General features: G+C 60.7%; 6 protein-coding genes. 1 reads left to right on the forward strand and 5 read right to left on the reverse strand.

The genetic code is table 11. From position 1 onward, the window contains the following. Window positions 1-238: 238 nt before the first annotated feature. The 4 genes from ABXR19_RS05500 to ABXR19_RS05515 all read right to left on the reverse strand — a co-directional run bounded on the left by ABXR19_RS05500 (window position 239) and on the right by ABXR19_RS05515 (window position 16,265). On the reverse strand, window positions 239-11,989 hold the full coding sequence (locus ABXR19_RS05500; RefSeq protein WP_354600098.1) for a two-partner secretion domain-containing protein: 11,751 nt from the start codon (window positions 11,987-11,989) through the stop codon (window positions 239-241). A 191-nt stretch (window positions 11,990-12,180) separates the two neighbouring features. Then, window positions 12,181-13,698, reverse strand: a complete 1,518-nt coding sequence (locus tag ABXR19_RS05505) for a ShlB/FhaC/HecB family hemolysin secretion/activation protein (protein ID WP_354600099.1) — start codon at window positions 13,696-13,698, stop codon at window positions 12,181-12,183. 279 nt (window positions 13,699-13,977) lie between these two features. Next, window positions 13,978-15,297, reverse strand: a complete 1,320-nt coding sequence (locus tag ABXR19_RS05510) for a hypothetical protein (protein ID WP_354600100.1) — start codon at window positions 15,295-15,297, stop codon at window positions 13,978-13,980. 74 nt (window positions 15,298-15,371) lie between these two features. Continuing rightward, window positions 15,372-16,265: a PEP-CTERM sorting domain-containing protein gene (locus ABXR19_RS05515; protein ID WP_354600101.1), complete on the reverse strand. Its 894-nt coding sequence runs from the start codon at window positions 16,263-16,265 to the stop codon at window positions 15,372-15,374. Between the two features lie 702 nt (window positions 16,266-16,967). Here ABXR19_RS05515 and epsA point away from each other — a divergent pair. Next, window positions 16,968-17,774, forward strand: a complete 807-nt coding sequence (gene epsA / locus ABXR19_RS05520; protein WP_354600102.1) for an XrtB/PEP-CTERM-associated transcriptional regulator EpsA — start codon at window positions 16,968-16,970, stop codon at window positions 17,772-17,774. A gap of 287 nt (window positions 17,775-18,061) precedes the next feature. Here epsA and ABXR19_RS05525 read toward each other — a convergent pair whose 3' ends face one another. Then, window positions 18,062-19,516, reverse strand: coding sequence for an alkaline phosphatase (locus tag ABXR19_RS05525; protein ID WP_354600103.1), 1,455 nt, complete (start codon window positions 19,514-19,516; stop codon window positions 18,062-18,064). Window positions 19,517-19,586 lie beyond the last annotated feature (70 nt).

Raw genomic sequence — 19,586 nt, forward strand, 5'->3', positions numbered from 1 at the left:
GCCCGACGATGATGCACGGCCATTGTTGCAACGCTGCGAGACGAGACCGGAAAGCGTGTGAGCATTTCGGACTATTCGGCGCAGTCAAACAGCCACAAAACGAAGAATCGCACTGCAAAAAAAACGCTGCCTGAAGAGCCGCCCCCAGCGGACCTGAGCGGACAGGCATGCTGAAAAGGCAAGCGGGGCGCGGCTCTTCAGGCAGCCGCGCCCCGCTATCCTTCCCACAAGGATCCGCTTAGCGCGCGGCTTTGGCTGCCGGCGACTTGCGGCGCGTTCCGCCCTTTTCTTCCTCCACGCTCTCGGGCTTGTCGCTACCCGCACCCGTCGGCTGCGAGGCATTCAGATCAGCATTGGCCACCACCTCAACCGTCAGTACCGAGTTAGCCTCGCGTGATTTGCCGGCATTGCTTGGCGCATCGGCCATGGTTCTCTCTGCCGACTTGTCGCCAGCTGGTGCTCCCAGCGAAATCGACGGAGCCGGTGGCGTCGGCGCAGAACCGCCACCACCCACTGCCATCACCATGTCGCCACCCACCAGATTGGGCAGCGGTGGCAAACCACCTGCGGCACGAATCCCCGCCTCCCCGGCATTCACTAAACCACGCGGCGTATAAGGCTCAATGTCGCCACCCTTGGTAACTGGCCGATTGAAGATCGTCGCAATGCCTGATCCCGTCGAAGCACCGCCATCGACCAGGGTGATCTTGCCGCTCAGTTTGTCCACATCCAGGCGCTGCGAAGAACCCGACACTGCCGACCGCGGCCCCTTGCCGGCATCGATATCGCCGTAGGACGCCCAGCCAAGCAGATTGCCGCCGTCAATGGCGAACCAGCGCGAGGTATTCACATTGATCGAATCGCGCACAAACACCCGGGAATTGCCCTGATTGGCAACCAGGCCCTGTCTGCTCACTTCGACATCATCAGCCATCTGGATCGGCCCCACATCGAGCGAGCCACCCGGCACCAGCACATCCACATCACCGCCAGACTGGCTGCGGATCTGGCTGAAGAGCATGCGCACCGAACTGTTGAACTTCAGCACATCGCCCAGGCCCGCCAGTTCCAGCGCCTTAAAGCCACGCCCATATAAAGCTTCCGGCGTCAGCTCCTCTGCGCTGTATTTACCGGGATTGTCCTTGGCATCCTTGGCCTTGGTGCTGCCCGCCAGGCCCGAAGCGGAAAGCTCGACCCACAACACCTCATAGCGGAAGCGATCAAACATCGCGGCCTCCGCCCTGGCCGGATTCGCATCCAGTTTGTTGCGCCCGGCGAACGTCAGCCACTGTGCCCGATAGGCGCCATCATCCTGCGCGAGGCCATAAGTCTCGATGAAGTGCAAACGCAACACATCCTGCGCGAGCTCCAGCTGAGCCGCCTTCGACAAAGCCATGAAGGCCGGCACATCGGCCGTCGCCAGATACGTACTGGCAAACAGGGCCGTATCCAGATCCGTCGACTTGCCCGCGACGACACGGATCGATGCGCCCGTATCCGGCAGATAGCTATTAACGCCCGGCCCTTTCGAAACGATGCCATCGGAATTAGCCAGATCCACCGTGCGCCCCGCGCTCACTTCAAGCAGCCCCGGGCCAAAAATCTTGATCGCCGGGGTGGTGTTTTCCTCCAGGTTAGGACCGATTACGCCATTACTATCTTTCGTCGATCTCCAGACCTTGTCATCAGCGATCACGCTATAGACCACATCACGCCCGGCCGAGACCGTCGTCACATCGCCCGCAGCCAGATTCTGCGCAATCAGCGACAGATCCTTCACATCACGCCCGGCACTGACATTCACGGCCTTGGCGATGATGAAGTCGCCGCTCACATCGCCCGTGCGTGCATGGATCTGTGCTGCTTTCTCATCACCATCATGGAGAGAACCGACCAGAGTCGAAGCGGTGCTACGCGGACCTGCGGCCTTGGCGCCGTTATCTTGAAACAAAGTTGAAGCGCGACTGAAACTGTCCGGCACTTTTTTCGTGTATTTCCCTGCTCCCGTATGGTTACCATCCAAAGGCTTCAAGGCCGAATCCACTTGCTCGGGATTCGCATCGATCATGCTGATTTGGGTCTTGCTCACACTGCCCTCAGCGTAAAGCGCCAATTGGCCATTCGCCGCCGGACTCATCGCCAGATTGCTGCCCGCTCCAATACTGATATCCCCGCCCAGCGCCACCACCTTGAGACTGGCAGGCAACACCGAATCTGGCGTACCCGCAAGACTGACAGCGCCCGCCGCCGAACGCAGATCCAGCAGGCTATCGGCCGTGTAGCTACTCCAGCGCGCCTGATAAGCAACCGTTGACGCGTTGGCACTGCTCTGATTGAGCATCGATGCATTCTGGATGTTCCCCAAACTGAGATCACTGGCAGCTACGATGGCAAAGCGCGTGTTCGCGGCATACAGCCGCACGCCACTCGCCCCCTCTGCCAGGCTGCCGCCGGCACTCAGGCTGGCCGCGCCGTTTTCAACCAGGAAGCTGCCACCCCGGATATCACCGCCGGCCTGCACCGACAGATTGCCACCCGTCAGCGCATTCACACTATTGGGCTTTCCATCTGAATCAAAGCCGAATTTCATCTGTGCGGGCAAAGCCACCGTCATGTCACGGATAGTGCCGCCCGCGCTCAGCGACACGTCACCGCCGCCCAGCGCACCACTCACCCAGTCGAACTGATCGAAGCTCACTGCTGTTGCGGCAGGCAGTGCCGTCGTGGCCTTGCTTACCGAGGTGCGCCACAACCAGTTCACCGGATCACTGCTCACGGCTCGGCCGATCAGGTCTCCCCCGGCGTGCAGACTCACATCACCGCCCTCGCTGGTGAGCCAGGTCTTCTTGCCAGACAAGGCCATATCGCCAGCCGCACCACCATTGCCACCGCCAGCCGAATAGACCCCCGCACCACTGGCCGACAGGTCGATGTCACCTGCTGCTGCCAGGCGGATATCACCCGTACCGGTGCGCACCAGCTTGTTCAGCTTCAGTTTTTCGCTGCTACCATCTTTGACCGCCAGCACATTGGCCGCCTCCAGATCAGCCCCGGCCACCAGACTCAGATCCCAGCCATCGCCCAGGCTGCCAGGTGTCGCCGAGCTTGCATCCTTGAAGCCATCATTGATGCTGGCATCCAGATTCAGCGCGCCCGCTGCGCGGATCACCAGAGCACCCGCTACGCTGCCATCCTGATAGCGCCAGGCCGCCTTGCCATCCGCCCCCTGTGCGGCAAGATTCCAGTCATTGGCAAGCGTCAACGCACCTGTCGAGCGGATCTCGATACCGGGGCGCACCACAAGCTGGCCATTATTCAACGAGCCCAGCCCAGCCGTGATCTTCGGCAACCAATACGCATACTGCTGCGCCTCAGCCTGCGCGGTATCGCGCAAGCTGCTGTCCAGCGTGTCGCTGGAATAAGTCTTGAAGGCATTGACGGTGACCTGCGGCACGCCCTCCAGCACGACGCCGGCGTTGCTGATCGCCACCGCAGACGCCAGCGAATCCTCCGCCACCAGCCGGTATCTGCCGTTGGCAAGACTTGCGACATAAGTCTTGCCGGCCTGCAGCGCTCCAGCATCCAGCGCGTTGCCATTGGCCCCGAGCAGGGTCATGGCCGCCGCCCCATTCACCGCCAGTTTCACCCCGCTGTCCGCAGTCAGCTTGCCCAGATCAGACAGAGAGAAGGCCACCAGTTGCGGATCCGCAACACTGAGCGTGACTTCGCTGTAGCCCGCCTTGGGGCGAAGCGCGTAACGACCGTCGCTGAGGCGACTCACCGTATAGGTCTTGCCAGCTTCCACACTAAGCGGCGTAAGGCCATCACTTTCGTAAATCCGCCCTGCGACATCACCATTAAGCTGCAATTCAACATCATTGCTGGCATTGCTGGTGGGCGTGAAGCGGATCGCCAGACTCTCTCCGGGCAAGCTGCTGACACTGCGGTCGACAATCCGCACACTCTCGTGCGCGCCCGTACTGCTGAGCAAGACAAATTTCTTCGCCGTTGCGTCATAGCGGGCGACATACGCAGTGCCTGCAACGAGGCTGCCTGCGCCGAGCTGAGAGCCATCGGCAGCGTATAGCAAAGCTGTGCTGTACTTATCCTTGTCCGTTCCAGTTTTGATCCGCACCCCACCGTTGCTTTGATTCGTACCCGCACCACCAAAACTGGCGGATTCCGCGCTGAAATACACGATCTGATTGTCACTTCCCGTAAAGCCGCTGCCAACCGCCAATGACAGCAAGGTCACACCGTTGTTGGTTGGACTTGAACCGCCGACAGCCAAAGGCGTCACCGTCGTATCGAGTTGCCAGAAATTCGCTGCACCACCCGTTGCTTTCTGGAATTTAAGCCGGTAACTGCCACCTGCTCGCATGCGACCGGCGGCGATCGTCGAAGATTGGCTCAACTTGATTTTGTAAGCAGCGCTGCCATTCAGAGACAATGTCGTACCCAGGTTCGTCGCCGTTCCAGTGGTTGCATTGGTAACTTCCGCCACAAAATCCACGACCGTCCCATACTCGACACCCGTAAAGCTGATCGCACTGCTCGTCACCGCATAAGCACTGCTGGTCTTGCCAGCAAGGGGCAAGGCTTGGGTCGCCAGCGCCACAACCGGCGCCAAATCGGCCGTCGTGGCCGCCACCGGCACCGTGAATACCGAGGCATCGGCGACCATCACCACACTGCCGCTGACCGGCGAGTAGTCTGCCAGATTGACCTGACGCGGCGCATTCAGGGTGACACTGCCATCAGCCCCTGTACCCTTGCCGCGCACATCGATACGGCTGCCATTGGCGAAATGAATTTCTGCCTGATCTTCAGGTGTGTAAGTTACGCCATCGATAGTCTGCGCAGCCGCACCGGATACGCTCAAACTCACCGTACCGCCCGTGCCGCCATCGGCAAAGGCCGAAGCATCCAGCACCGCCGCGCTACCCAGTTCGATATGCCCGCCCTGCACAGTGTGGCTGCCATTCGGTAGCGTCTTCACTGCGGCACGCGCAGCGATATCGATGCTGCCACCGAAGGGGCCGCGGGCATCCAGAAGGGAATCAATACGAATATCACCCTGATCGGCGTAAAGGCCGATCCTGTAGGCCTTGATCGCTTCAGTGACGCCCATATCACCTTCACGCAAACGAATGCTGCGCTGCCCTTCAAATTCCTGGGTGCTGCGGATCAGCGCGTTCACATCGGCGATCCGGCCGGCATCCACCACCAGTTTGCCGGCGCTGGCAGCCGCCATGCCATCTGCAACCCCGGCATGCAGCGTGCCACCCAGCTTGACTTCGCCCTTGGGCGCATTCAGCGTGAGGCTGCCGGCACTGCTGTCGCCGCGCCCCTGAAGATCCAGCGTTGAACCGCTCTGAACGTCGATCTGGCCCAACTTCGATTCGAGGATGATGCGACCCGCGTCGGTGGTCTGGGTGCCGCCGCTGAATGCCGTCTCACGGCTGGACACATCCATCAGCGCACCGCTGACCAAGGTGATATCGCCGCTACTGGCCTTGATGCCAAGCGAGCCGCTGCGGCTGACGATTTGCGTCGCCACATTTGCGCTACTTCCCTCAAGCACCAAACTACCGCCGCTACCGGCACTCAGCGCATCGGCAGCATCGGCGCTACCTGCCGTCAGGTTCAACGCCGCATCGGTCTTCAACTTATGATTCGCGCCAGACGCCACCGTCACGATGGGCGTCGCAATACTGAGCGGGCCCGTTGCAGAGGTCGTACCGCTGCCGCTGAACACCACGCCGCGCGTGGCACTCAGCGAAGTGTCCGCAAAGCCACGCAAGGCCATGTCACCCGCAGCAATTTTCAGCACACCCGCATCACTGCCGTCTGCGCTGCTGCCCATCGCGTTCAAAACCAGACTCCCGGAGCCGGAGCTGGCGCTTGCCAGCGCCCCGGTGGTGTTGGTCAGGGTCAGGCTTTGGCCGTTGATCTGCACCGTGCCGGCACCCGTACCCGCCCATTCGATGCTGGGTCCATCCAGCGTGAGCTGTTTGACCGGCGTGCTGCTGCCCAGACTGAAGCTTTCATCAAAACGGATACCTGTGTAGCTGCGCAAAGTGATCTCCCCCGCTGAGCCGGCCACGCTGGCAAGCAGATCGCCACCAAGGCGAGTACCACCATTCGTGCCCAAGTCGGCACTGCCGCCCAGACTGATTGCATTTGCGCCGAGCGTGAAGGATTTGGCCGTTGCAGCGCTGTTACTCGCGATCTGGCTATCCAGCGTGGCATCGATCTGTACCGACTCACCCTTGAGCTTCACGCCACTTTCAACGATCAGCCTGCCGCGCTCGGGTTTTGCCGATACCCCGCTGCGCTGCACCACCGTATTGTCCGCCGCCACGCGCAGCAGCGCGCCATCGCCGACCACACTGGCCTGCAGCGAAACCGGCCGTACCGCATCCGGCGCAGCAGTTTCAATCACCGAACCGGAAGCGACCGTCAAAGAATTCGTCGCCGCAACAATCACTTCCGCAGGCTTGCTGCCAGCCGCATCCTGCAGACTGGCACTGCCCTGATAACGGACATCGCGCGCCGTGACGCCAATACTGACCCCCTCGCTGCCGATCTTGCGTTCGCCACCAATCAGCACGCTCTCGGCGCCCACCTTGGCAATTTCGGCCTCGCTGATCTGCAAACCTGTGGCGTTCGTTCCTTCACCCACCAGAATGCTGCCGGCAGGCTTGCCCTCCGCATCAAAGCTGCTCTTGAGCAAGCTGATATCCAGCATGCCGCCACGCCGCCGCTTGCCCGTGCCATCATCATCCCCAAGCATATCCAGTTCGCCATTCAGGCGAATACGCTCGCTCGCAGCAATGATTAACTGACCGGCATCGGCAGTCACATGAGTCAGCGCGACACCCTTGTTGGTCGCTTGTTTTTCGAAGAAAGTCGAGGCACGCGCATCAGTGAATTCAGAGCGCTGACTGGTCACACTGACGGGCTCGACCAGCACGCCCACACTTTGAGCACTGCTCACTGCCGTATTGGCCACCGAAAGCCGCCCGGAAACGACCGTACCGCCCAGCGCCTGACCAATCTGCAGGTTGCTGGCAGCATCACGATAGCCGCTGAGCAAAGTCACCTTATAGGCCCCCGGCAGCATCGCATAGCGCGCCGGCAGCAAAGTGTAAGTACCCGCCGGCAGCCCGGCTTCCGCGCCAAGAGTGATCTGTGTACCGGCCTGCTGATCAAAAGCACCGGACTCAGGCGCGTAGGCACTGGCGTAACCTGGAATGATCGCGTAGGTATTGGCCTGTTTCAGTACATCAGCCGACCCACCCGCGCCCGGCACAAACTCCAGTGCCTGCAAGTCACCACCACCCGACACATCGACGAGAGCTCCTTCAGCCTGCTCCACCACCGGCGCGCGCAAGGCGATGCTCGGCGTCGGAGCACCGCTGATGGGTTGGGCTATACCACTGGGGTCTATGCTCCAATCCGTGCCATTTACCAGCTCGCCATATGGAATCACCGCGCCGTTGCCGGATGCAGAGGTCACGCTGCCGGCTAGCAGGTTCAGATTCTTGCGGGCATTCAACTCGATCGTGCCAAAGGGCGCGCGCACGACCCCACCCTGATTGATGCTGTCCGCCTCCAGCACCAGTCGGCTGCCAGCCGACAAGGGCATTCCTGGCGCAGTGCCAGGGCCACGAATATTCAGCGTGCCGCCCTCGCCATTCACGCCGGGTGCCACCTTGACGGTAAAGTCACTGTACGTCGTCGGGTAGATCTGGCTGGCCTCGAGATCAAGATTGCCGCCCACCGAGAAAATGGCCAAATCACTGTACGTCAGAGAGTCACCCACCTGCTTATAAACGTTTGAAACGCTCAATTCCCCACGGCTGCTCAGCGTGGTCTGACGTGCACCATTCACCGAGGAGCCCCCCCAGAGGGCAATGCTGTCGGCGCGTACGCTCAACGATCCGTTACCACCAACGGAGTCTTGCGTGAAGAGCGTCTCCTCGGAAATTTTGGCACGCTGGCCCTGATAGATATCCCCGCCCAAACGCACAGCCGCTGCATCGATCGTCACGTTGGCATCCGCCACATCGAAGCTGCGCGCAGTGAGTGCAATCTGGCGTGCTGCCGCCAGCGCCACATTGCCTTCAAAGCGAATGCTGTCATCGCTGCGGATCGCTAGACTATCGAAGCCCGCCGTCGCAAGCGCCTGGCTATCCACCCAGCCCTGCGCCTTATCGGCAAATAGCGGCTTCAGTGAATTTCCAGCTCGCAGCGCAGCCAGCTGACTTTTGAGGTCGCGGCCCTCGGCAAGCAGGTTTTCCCCCACGGTGACCTTGCGCAACGAGTTTGAGTACTGTGAATCCTGTAACTTCTCCAGATTCAACGTAAACGTGCCGCCGGCCGCCGTCGCGCCACCGCTCTTCGCAGAAATCTGTGCACCAAAAAGGATGCCGGCGGGTGACTGAAGACTCAGGCTCCCGGCATTGCTGGCCACCAGCGCTGAGCGGCCAGTGCTAAGGTTGTCCAGAGTTGCACTGCTGCCATCAAGGAGGATACGTGCTCCTTCCTGCGCAATCACATGTCCCTTCGCTGCATTGATACTAACACTGCCACCATTGAGCACCTCGCCCGTGCGCAGCCCGCGCGCATTCTGCGTCACCAGCGCCGTGCCCGCGACATCGATGCGTGCCGAATCCGTCAGGAAAATCGACTGGTCTTCGAAAGCCCCCGGATCTTTGTCGCCACCCGGCCTGATCATGTTCAGCGCCACCTTGCCGCCTGCAGCCACCAACTCGCCGGCCAGGGTGAGCTGACGCCCCGCGTTCAGAGTGATGCTGCCGCCTGCGCCGGCCTTGATCTGCGCGCCCTCACCAATTGTCAGCACGCCATTTTCAACGCCCGTGGTTTCCAGATTCTGAAAACTCGCACTCAGGGTGAAGCTCGCGGGATCCTTGATGCTGGCATCCAGCCGGGCGTCCCGCCCCAAAGCGCTCAGCGCACTGCCGGTGGCGGCCAATTGATAAATATTACCAAGCTGACGCACGCTGCGCGTCAGATCCAGCTGGGTGCCGGCGCCGATGCCGGCGTTGCCCACACTGGCAGTCATCGCATAGTTGCTGAAGCCGCCCTGACTGAACAGATCGCTGTTCAAAACGAGCTCCGCCGCATTCTGTGCTGCATCGTTGATGCGGATGCCCGGCGCGGTGATCGTCAGGCTGCCGCCCTTACCGCTCTGCATCCCCGCGGCCAGTGCCTGTCCACGCAAACTGGCATCATTCAGTTCGACACCTCCGTCACCGGCCAGCGTGATCGCACCGGCATTGCCGGTCTTGAGACTGCCACTAGCCGACAGGCTGCCACCGCCGGAGACATCGATACGGCTACCGGCACCAAGCTCCATGCCTGAGATGGCAGTCAGTGAAATTGATCCGGCGTCAATCTGACGCAGCCCCTTATACAAAGCCGCGCCTTGGCGCAGAGCAGCCCAGTCGTTGATCCATATGCCTGACGCATCCAGGCTGCGGCCCGCCGCCAGGCGCACCGAACCAATGGAACTACCCGCCCGGCCTGCTTGGGCATCGAATTTCATGCCCGCGCCCCGCACATCCGCATCGATATCGACATCACCCAATGCACGCAGGCTCAGGCTGCTCGCAGCACTCAGCGAGATTGGTGAGTCGGCCGCAACACTGATGCTTTCACCATACAGTTTGAAGCTGCTGAAACCCGCGGCAGAGAGCCGATTGACCGAAACGCGATTGGCGCCGTCAGCGCCCGCCAGCGCAGGCTCATCGCTCACCACCACAGCCCTGCCCCAACTGAACATGGGCAGTTGTGTAGATGCTTGCGGATAAGCTTCTGAAATCTTGCTGAAATTCCCCAGTTGATCACCCAGGGTAAAGCTCGCGCCCTTCGCTGCCGTGCTCGCAGTAGTCTGATAGACCCCGTTGACGGTCTGCCCCTGCAGACTGCCATCCAGCGCCACAGCGCCACGCGCGGCCACCAGCACACTGCCGGCATCCTTGCCTTCGGCATACTCAGCCACATGCCGGGCACTACTGCTCATGCGCTCATACACAATATCGGCACTGGCCTTGTCAATATCAAAACGCAAACTACCCGCCGTCAATTGGGTGGTGACGATATCGGCCGCGCTGTAATTGACCGAGCCGCCCGACACATTGATCTTCGAGCCTGCGCCGAGTACTACATCGCCCGCCGACTGGATCGTCACAGCCCCGCCCGTTGCCGCACGCTCGCGCAAGCTGTACTGGATGCCCTCCACCGCCCCGGATGCGTCGGCAATTGCCAGCTTGCCCGTCGGTGCATCAAGACGATTGAAACTTACGGTCTGACGCGAAAGAATGCCCGCGCGCTGCAGCGGCGCATCCTTCAGCTCATTAGAGACCAGCGTCGCCTTCATCTGGTTGCGGCTGCCATCGACGGCTACATCCTTGTAGCCCGCGACATCGACACTCGCGCCGGATTCCAGCACCACGCTCGCCCCCACGTCCGCCTTGGCCGTACTCAAGTAGGTTTCAACGCCTTCTTTGTTTGCCTCATAAATCCGCTCGCCAGCGGCCAGCAGGCTGACGCTGGCGCCGGGCGCCGTGATGCTGGAGCCGGTCTTGAGCAACACCGAGCGGCCATCCACCACGATCTCCGAGGGCTTGAGCGTATCGGCTGCCGCCACCGTATATTGTTTGCGGATCAGATCCTTAAAGGCCGCCAGTTTGGAAGCCTGCACCGCGGCACTGTCCGCCGCATCGGCAACAAAATCCGTGGCGGCCTTCTGTTCCACATCGGCGTCAGTGATGCTCTCGACCTCAGCCTCGACACGGCTGTTCGCCCCGAGCACTACTTCGCCGCCCTGGGTCGCCAGCGCCTGCGTGCGCCGGACAGAGCCTCCGCCCACATTGCCCCGCTCAAGCGTTGTCGTGCTGTGACGCCCCTGCAGATAGATCGAGCCGTTCTCGGTCTTGCTCGTCGTGACCTTGAGCAAGCCATCGTTATTCACTGCCATCGCCGCCAGAGTGATGTTGCCGCGATTTGCAACGATGCCATCAGTGATCTTCTGCTTGACCTCATCCACCGTGATTTCACGCTCACCGCTGCCGGTATTGCTGACGGAAGAACTCGTCTTGTCGCCGCCCGCAAAAGGATCGACCTCCACCAGCAAACCGCGCAGCGATGTGCTTCCGCTTTCCGACAGATACACCTTGGCACCGGCCGCCAGCACCACCTGGCCGGAATTCGTTTCGATGCTGCCCGAGTTTTTCACCACCGGCGCCAGCAGCATGATGCTGCCGCCATCTGCCGCCTTCAAATGCCCCGCATTGCTGACATCTGGGCGTTTGTCACCCAAGGCCGCAGCACTGCTGGCTGGTGTATCGAAATCAATGACTTCACCGCTCGCAGTGTCAATCTTGCCCGCATAGTAGAAAGCCGCATCCTTGCCCGCGACGCTGAGAAAGCCGCTCTTGAACACATCCGTGCGGATATTCAGCGCCGAGGCGACCAGACCGCCCACATTGACCTGACCATCCGGCCCGAAGCGGATGCCGTTGCGGTTGATCAGATAGACCTGACCCTTGGCCTCGATGCTGCCAAAAATCTCGGAGGGCTTCGAATCCCAGATGCGGTTGAGGATGCGCCAGGAGCTGCTTTGCTGATCGAAGACGACCTTGTGGCCTGCGGCAATGTCAAAAGAATCCCAGTTCTGGATCGCCGTGTCCAAACTCTGGTGAACGGTCATCGTCCTGCCAACTGTGTCAATGCTGCTCACACCGACATTGGTCGCCATGCGTGCCCCCGTCGCGACTTGCGGCAAGTTGTGTCGAACCTGTGCATCGGCAATTCCGGTGGTGCCCAGCAGGGCCAGCATGGCGGCCATGCGCCGCACCCGGCCGCGCGAGCGCTTGCCACGTGCCGACACGGTTTCATCCACCGCCACCCAAGCGTTCAGACTTTCGTTGAACACCACGCGATAACACAGATTGTTCATTTCATTACTCCGTCACAGCAAGCCGGAAAAGCGCGGAGCCTTCCAGCGTTTTGAATTCGAAAACCTCACACAACCCAACGAACCAACGCCATCTCCCGGCGCTGCGCGCCACCCTCTACCACAATCGGGCGAGGGGAGAAAATACGACTTGCGACTTGCGACTTGCGACTCGCGACTCGCGACTCGTGAGATCAGAACTCCGCCCGCACCGTCGCATGCAAGCGCGTCGCGCCGTCCTTGCTGCCTGTGGGCGAGCCCGGCAAGGTCGTGCGTGCCAGATCCAGCTGGCCACTCAGGGATTTGCCCCAATTCGTACGTAAGCCGACGCCATAAGCCGCCAGACGGTAATCCGGGTTCTGGCCAGACTGCACCTGCTGGGTGCGCACCCAACCCTGGTCGTAAAACGTCAGGAATTTCGTCGCCCATTCGCCCAGCGTCAGCGCTGGCGTATAGATCTCCAGCGAGATGCGGCCGCCATCGTCACCGCCCTGTTCGGACTGGTAATAGCCGCGCACCGAATCCGCTCCGCCGACAAAGAACTGGTCGCCACTGAGCAAGGGGCCGTTGGCGACCTGCCAGTCGAACTTGCCGACGGCCTCCCATTTACCAAAGCGCTCCAGGCGTTTGAGCGCGCCATTCCACAGCATGAAACTGGAACTGGCCCCGGCGCGGCGGCAATCGAACTGATCCAGATCCTCGCGCCCACCGCATTCGCCACGCTTATCCATCACGCCGCCGAAGCTATTCACCAGGCTGGACGAGAATTGCCAGTTGCCACCCTCATCCGGGCGCATGGCGATGTATTGCAGCGAGAAGGGCAGATAGCTCACCGGTTTAGACCCGGTTTCCTCGGAAACTTCCCCCAGCCGCTTGTAATCCGCCCCCAGACTGATGCTATGGAAGAACGGCGCTTCGGCCTCCAGCGTGCGTGTCCAGCGCGAGCCCAGAGTGATGCCCTTGCCGGTGACGCCGGTGCCGATATTGGTTTCCACCTGACTGTCAGACTTGAGCACATAGAGCGACAGCTTGTCGTCGCGCACTCCCACCGGCAGGCTGTAATTCAGCGTCGCCACACGGATCTCTTCCTGCTTCAGCGGTGTGGTGATCAGGCGTGCGCTCAGGCTGTGCTGTGCCTGAAACAGATTGTCGTAACGCGCACCGACTTCCAGCCGGCGCGGCGAGGTGTCCGGGCTTTGCTCGTTGGAGAGTTGCGTCCACGCATGGAAGGGCAGACTGTCCTGCACCTTGAACTCGACTTCCATGGTGCCGGGATCACGCCCCGGGCGCAGCAGCGGCGTCACGGCCATGTCGGCCATACGCGCAATGCGCCCCAGATCTTCCTGCATGGTCGGAAAATGCGGCACTTCACCTTCGGCCACCGAGCCGGCCTGCAGCTTCAGCTTGCTCGGCAGGTTGTAGTCGGCACCCGTCACCTTCAGCCGCTCGACGCGCCCCTCCACCACCTTGAGCACCGCCACCCAGCCCGGCCCCCATTCAGTGTCGACGGGATCAATACGCTCGGCCTCGACACTGGCCGACAAGTAACCGGCGCTCTCGTAAGCCTTGGCCAGCGCATCGCGCGCGGCGTAGATGTCGTCCTGGGTGCGCTCCGGTCCCAGCCAGGGCATCACGACTTTTTCGATACTGGTGGCCGGCAATACCGTATTGCCTTCCACCCGGAATTCATTGATCAGCAGTTTGGCCGGCACATTGCTCTGCGCCTGCGCCAAACACACTGCAGGAACCATCCCCACCATCATAAGTAACCATTCAAATCGCATCATTTCTCACTATTCAGACGTCTGCGCGCCATCATCCCCGCGTCATGTGACAGGTGTCTGAATGCCGCGGCCATTTCAATCAATATCCGCGTCATTCCCGATCACCGGAATAGCAACAAGCCCCCGCTCGCGCAGGGGCTTGTTTTGATCACGTGGCAGCGGGCGCTGCCTGCGCGGCAAGCCCTGACGGGCCGGCCGCTACGTGGATCAGAAGTAGTACAGCGGTGCGGCGCAGGAATTGCCGCCAGTGGTGGCCTTGGCAATCTTGCCCGGTGCATCGGCATTGATACCAGCAGCGCCCGGAACGATGAAGATGCCGGTCAGGTCGGTCACCAGCGGATCAGCAATCGCGGTGCCCAGCGCAGCGATCAGGCCTTGCGACGCGGCCGAAGCCGAGTTGCGGGTAGCCGTCACGAACTCGAAGGCGAAGTCATACTTCTGGTCGATCGTGTTCTGACGCGCCTTCACGCCATCCCACACGGCCACGCCGTCGAGCTTGACGAACTTCCAGGTCGTGGTGGCCAGGGCGTTTTCAGCCGAGATCACGCCGATGGCGAAGTTGCTGGCATTGCTCAGGCAGGTCGCCACATTGCTGGAACCGGAGTTCTCGACAATATTGAAGGTGCCGGCGTTCTGGTCAGCAGCAGCAGACGGGTCAAACGCAGCGCTAGAACAACCCTTGCCGAGGAAGAAGGCGTTACTGGCAGCTTGGGTGCCCGAAGTGGCGACGCGGCGGCACAGATTCACCGGCTGCGCATCCGACAGGCCCAGAACCGACCAGTCGGCGATAAAACCGGCATTGGACTGCGCCACGAGGGAAGCGTACTGCCCCTTGCTGATGCTCGGCTGGCAAGCTACCGAGTAGTCCCCAGCGGCGCAGGTAATGCCCTGGGCCACTTGCAGGGCCGCATACAGGGCGGGCGAAACGGCCACACCGAAAGACTGACCGGCAGCCACCGGCGTAGTCGTGTAGGACACATTCAGCGCAGCCAAGGCTGGGTTCGAAACCAGATCATCAAACAGGCGCGGCTCGACATCGAGGAAGCCACCAGCGGTCTGCTTGCGGAAGACGGCTGGAATCAGGGTGGCGGCATCGCTGGCGACGGCCGAGAAGTCAATCTGGTTGTTCTGCACATTCTTCACGCCTGCGCCGATGTCGTAGGTGAAGTTCGTGGCGTTCTGCGACAGCACGCCGGAGAAAGAACCCTCCGACACGCTCAGACCGACCAGCAGCTTGCTACCAACCGCCATGCCAGCGACCGGTACGGCGCCACCAACGGTGCAGCTATAAGCCTTGATATTGCTGTCGGCATTGGTGAAGGTCGTCACGCTATCCGAGCACAGCTTGGCCAAGGCGCCCGGCACCGATTTGGCCAGGGCGGAAGCGCCAGACAGATACACGACGTGATTGTTGGCCACACCGTTCTGGAAATTGATCTGGACAGCCTTGGTCTGCAAGGGCGTCAGGGCAAAAGCGGACTGAGCGGCGATGGCAGCAACGGCCACGGCGATGAACTTGAGTTTCATTGCAAATCCTTTCGGGTTGAAGATCAGACCGGGCCGACCGAAAAGCCGGCCCGGCAAAACAGACAATCAGGCGTTCAGGACAGGCGACGACGGGCGATGAAGCCCATCAGGCCCAGGCCGGCCAGCAACATGGCGATGCTGGAAGGTTCCGGCACGGCGGCGATCTGGGCGCTGTAAGTCAGGGTGCCGGCAGCAGCATCCATTGACCAGGTACCGTTGAAGTTGGTGATGGCAAGCGCATTGCCCGAAGAGCCGGCAACGCCATCCAGGCCATAGAAGCCCAGAGACTGATCAACGCCGGCGGCAGCACTGAACATCGTCATCGTGCCGTTCCAGTTGGTCTTAAAAGAACCATTGGAACCCTGATACGAAGTGCCATTACCCTGGATGTTGGCGCCATTATCAGCAGTGCCATGCGTACCGAACACGGTATTCGCGGCCACATACGCGTTGTGTGAAGAACTACTAGCCAACAAAATCTTGGCATTGGTGGCCGTCTCGATCTTGTTGGTCGAACCGAGAACCACGGTCGACAGCAAATGCTGAGCAGCGCCGGTCGTGCCATCACGATCCGAAGCGAACACGTCATACACGGAGCCGGCGGCATTGGCCGAGTAAGCGTTCCAGGTCGAAGACCAGGAGTTGCTGGCGGACTGCAGCGAGGCGATGGCGCTCGTAGCGTCGACACCCCAGTTGCCCGAAGAAGTCACGGAGTTGCTGGTAAAGTTCCAGGTCAGGGTCGCGAGTTGCGTCGCGCCGCTGGTTACGCCACCGAAGGCGGCGGCGTTGAACTGGCCGCGATCCAGACCCAGATCAAACATGGAGGAAGTGGCTGCGCCGGTATTCATCATCGTGAACAACACGCTGCTGCTGGCTGCGGCACCGCTACCCGAAGGCAGCGAAATATTGGCGTTCGCGGCGCCAGCGCCGATCATGGCCAGTGCAATTACAAGTGCTTTGAATTTCATTTGGTATTACTCCCTGAATCTAATTAGTCGTCGTGAAGAGGGGGTTCCCCGGGTCTCGGTCGAGACACTGTGACTTTAGTCACGCTTTGTTGCATTCACCCCGCCGGAATACCTCTCCGGCATGAGCCGTTTGACTAGCCATCTACAGTGCCAAGCAGACGCAATGCAGCGAGTTGAACTTTAGGGGTGGCAGATGACGCGCTGACTCCGCGAAGGGCTTGCGCTGTAGTCCTATCGGACTAGACAGCTGGCCTGAGGGGCTGATTGGGTCGGCGCGATGAAGTTGACTTTCTCGCAGGAATCGCCCGCAAAGCCGCGCGCAGCATTGATCTGCAAGCAGGCATCCGCAAGAAGAAACCTGGGCGCGGCTCTTCAAGGCCCTGCCCCGTAGCCCGGCATGCAGCACAGCGAAATCCGGGGCCGTTGCGGCGCGCCGAAGGAACACAGAGCGTGGGTGCGATCAATTCAGAAGACACCACTTGCACCGCGACTTGCGACTCGCGACTCGCGATCATCGAACGGCTCATAGTCCGCATTCACAAAGCGGTCACAAACCCTGCATGCACATGTCACACAGCTTTTGCACAATGGCGCGCACTTGAATTGCCCGTGCCGCCGAACCCGGGTACAGATTTCCAAAGGCTTATCTCTGGAGCACACCGACACGCCAATTCGGTGCGCTGATTAAACTCTGGTTCCTCCATGCAAGAAGCGCTCGCCGCCCGCCACGCCGCACAAACCAGCTTGAACCCACAGGAGCTTGAGTTCTTCCTGTCGGCCATTGAGGGGTCGGCGCGCATCCGCAAGCGCTCGCAGTTTTATTTGTGGACGCAGGGCGCACTGCAAAGCTTCATCCCGCACGAAACCCTGATCTGCGCGCTGGGCCTGCCCGGCGCTTTGAATGTGCGCAGCGAACTGCACACCCGCAACGCCAACGACGAAGCGCTGACGCAGCGGCTGTGCAATGGCGACAACAGCCTGCTCAACAAGCTGGCGCGGCGCTGGATGGAGAATGGCTACCACCCCTTGTTGCTGCGCAGAAACGACTCACAACTGGGCCTGCTGATCTGCGAACTCGGCCTGGATTCAGCCCTGTGCCACGGCAGCCAGTCACCGGAATCCGGCCCCGGCGGGCAACGTCAGCCCGGCAGTTTTTTTGCCTTCCTGCAGGTGCCGGATCAATCGCACGTACGCTTTACCTATGTGCTGGAATTGCTGCTGCCGCATCTGCACATGGCCTTTGTGCAGATGAGCTGCACGGAAAATCCGGAACCCGACACACTTAGCATTAACCGCTGCATCCAGACCTGTCTGAGCAGCCGCGAAATCGAGGTGCTGCACTGGATCCGTGCGGGCAAGACCAACTTCGAGATTGGAGTGATTCTGGACATCAGCCCGCTGACCGTGAAAAACCATGTGCAGAAAATCCTGCGCAAGCTGAATGTCTCCAACCGCGCCCAGGCGGCAGCCTGCCCGGGCGAGACGAGTGAGGCTGGCAACATTAATTGATCGTGCCTGCAAGCAGTTGCAGGTACTGGCGACAGGGCTGACTTCTGCCGATCTGCCAGACGCGGTTCGCGATTGAAGACTCTCCTGAGCTTATCGAAGGATCGCACCTAGGTTTCAAACCGGAATCGGGCCGGATCAATCGTCGCTTGCCTCGCACGCTCTGCTTGTCGTGCAAGCAAACGGAACATTCCAATCAAGTGAGGCAATAGAAAAACACCCGCCAGCTCTCGCGGTCGGGTGTCAGGGAAGTCTCCTGCCAGCGGCTCAGGGAGCTGCTGGATCCATCATCAGGCTGCGCGACGGCGGCGAGCCACCATGCCCAACATACCCAGACCTGCCAGCAACATGGCGATGGAGCTGGGCTCCGGCACCGGGGCAATAGCGGCATTCATGGTCTTGAACAGATCGTCATTGCTCACGTAGCTGCCATTACCGAAACGGCCGTCAGTGTTCACATACTGATTGAAGCCAGCATCGCTACCTTCAACATGCATCAGCAGATCATCAGCACCGGCGCCCATGGCATACAGCGGGACGATTTCGTTCTTGTGGTTGCCACCCCAGAAACGGAAGTCAGGCATGACGCCCTGACCGTTGTTAGCCACGCCCTGGAAAGCGACGGTGTCAGAGCCCAGCCCCATCGGCGAAGCATTGCCGTGGTCGGTGGTGACGATCAGCAAGGTCTCTTCCCACGAGCTGTTCTGCTGGACCCAGCTCTTCACAGCTTCGACGGACTTGTTGAAATCGTGCTGTTCTTCAACCAGGCGATCCTTCTGGTTGGCGTGAGCCGCCCAGTCAACTGCGCCGCCTTCGATCATGACGAACATGCCGTCCTTGTCGCCGCTCAGTGCATTGAGTGCGCCTGTGGTCATGGTTTCAAGCGTCGGCACGCCGGTGATCTGTGCAGTGCCGGCGCTGCGACCTTGCTGCAGGGTTGAGTTATTCTGGGCCATGCCGAACAGGCGCTCGCCTTCAGCCAGCACGGTACCACCCGCAGCCAGGTTCTCGAACTGGGTCTTGGTTTCGATGTACTGCCAGCCAGCGTTGCCGCTGGAGAGGCTGTTGTAGTCAGTCTGCGTGATGTAGTTGTAGCTGGCAGTCTGCGACTGGCCGTTGGCGTTGTACATCGGGTGGCCCGTACCCATCACCAGATTCAGCGAGGGGTTGTTGATCATCTCGTTCGCAATCGCGGTGTAGTTGTTACGACTGGGGTCCTGTGCACCGAAGCTCGCCGGCGTAGCGTGATTGAACTGCACCGAGCTAACAACTCCGGTGGCCTTGCCCTGGGCTGAGGCCATCTGGGTGATGTACGGGAGCGCCTCGTTCATGTTGCTCCAGTTGATCGCATTGTTATAGCTCTTCTGGCCAGAGGCGATCGCCGTGCCGGCCGCAGCCGAATCGGTGACATTCTTGGCGATGTAGTCGTAGCCGGAGAACGGGCCGTTTGCATTGCCCGTTGCCGTCGGCGTGGTGCTCCAGGCCTTGGACGGGTCGTAGCTCACCAGCGCGTTGGTGTTCATGGTCGGCGTGCTGCTGGTATTCAGCGGCGTGGTGGTCATACCCAGCTTGACAGTGAAGTCGCTATACACCGTGCCGGCGTTGGAGCCATAGGTGTAGTAGTTACCGGCGTCCCAGGCACCCCAGGAGGCGCCGTCGCTGATCATGAGGATCACGTTCTTGGCCGCATAGGCCGGGCTGGTCAGCGCGGCGGCAACTGCCAGCGCAAGCAAAGTCTTTTTCATGGCACTACTCCCTGAATGTCGAATGGTTGTATTGGCAAGCCGCAGGCCCCCTGCGGGAATGCACGGAAAC

It is taken from the genome of Uliginosibacterium flavum, assembly GCF_040566545.1.
GTDB lineage: Bacteria > Pseudomonadota > Gammaproteobacteria > Burkholderiales > Rhodocyclaceae > Uliginosibacterium > Uliginosibacterium flavum.

Bases quoted from the DNA above. Each gene is read 5' to 3' on its own strand.
- epsA (WP_354600102.1), top strand. From the start codon at position 16,968: ATGCAAGAAGCGCTCGCCGCCCGCCACGCCGCACAAACCAGCTTGAAC.
- ABXR19_RS05510 (WP_354600100.1), bottom strand. From the start codon at position 15,297: ATGAAACTCAAGTTCATCGCCGTGGCCGTTGCTGCCATCGCCGCTCAG.
- ABXR19_RS05525 (WP_354600103.1), bottom strand. From the start codon at position 19,516: ATGAAAAAGACTTTGCTTGCGCTGGCAGTTGCCGCCGCGCTGACCAGC.
- ABXR19_RS05515 (WP_354600101.1), bottom strand. From the start codon at position 16,265: ATGAAATTCAAAGCACTTGTAATTGCACTGGCCATGATCGGCGCTGGC.
- ABXR19_RS05500 (WP_354600098.1), bottom strand. From the start codon at position 11,989: ATGAACAATCTGTGTTATCGCGTGGTGTTCAACGAAAGTCTGAACGCT.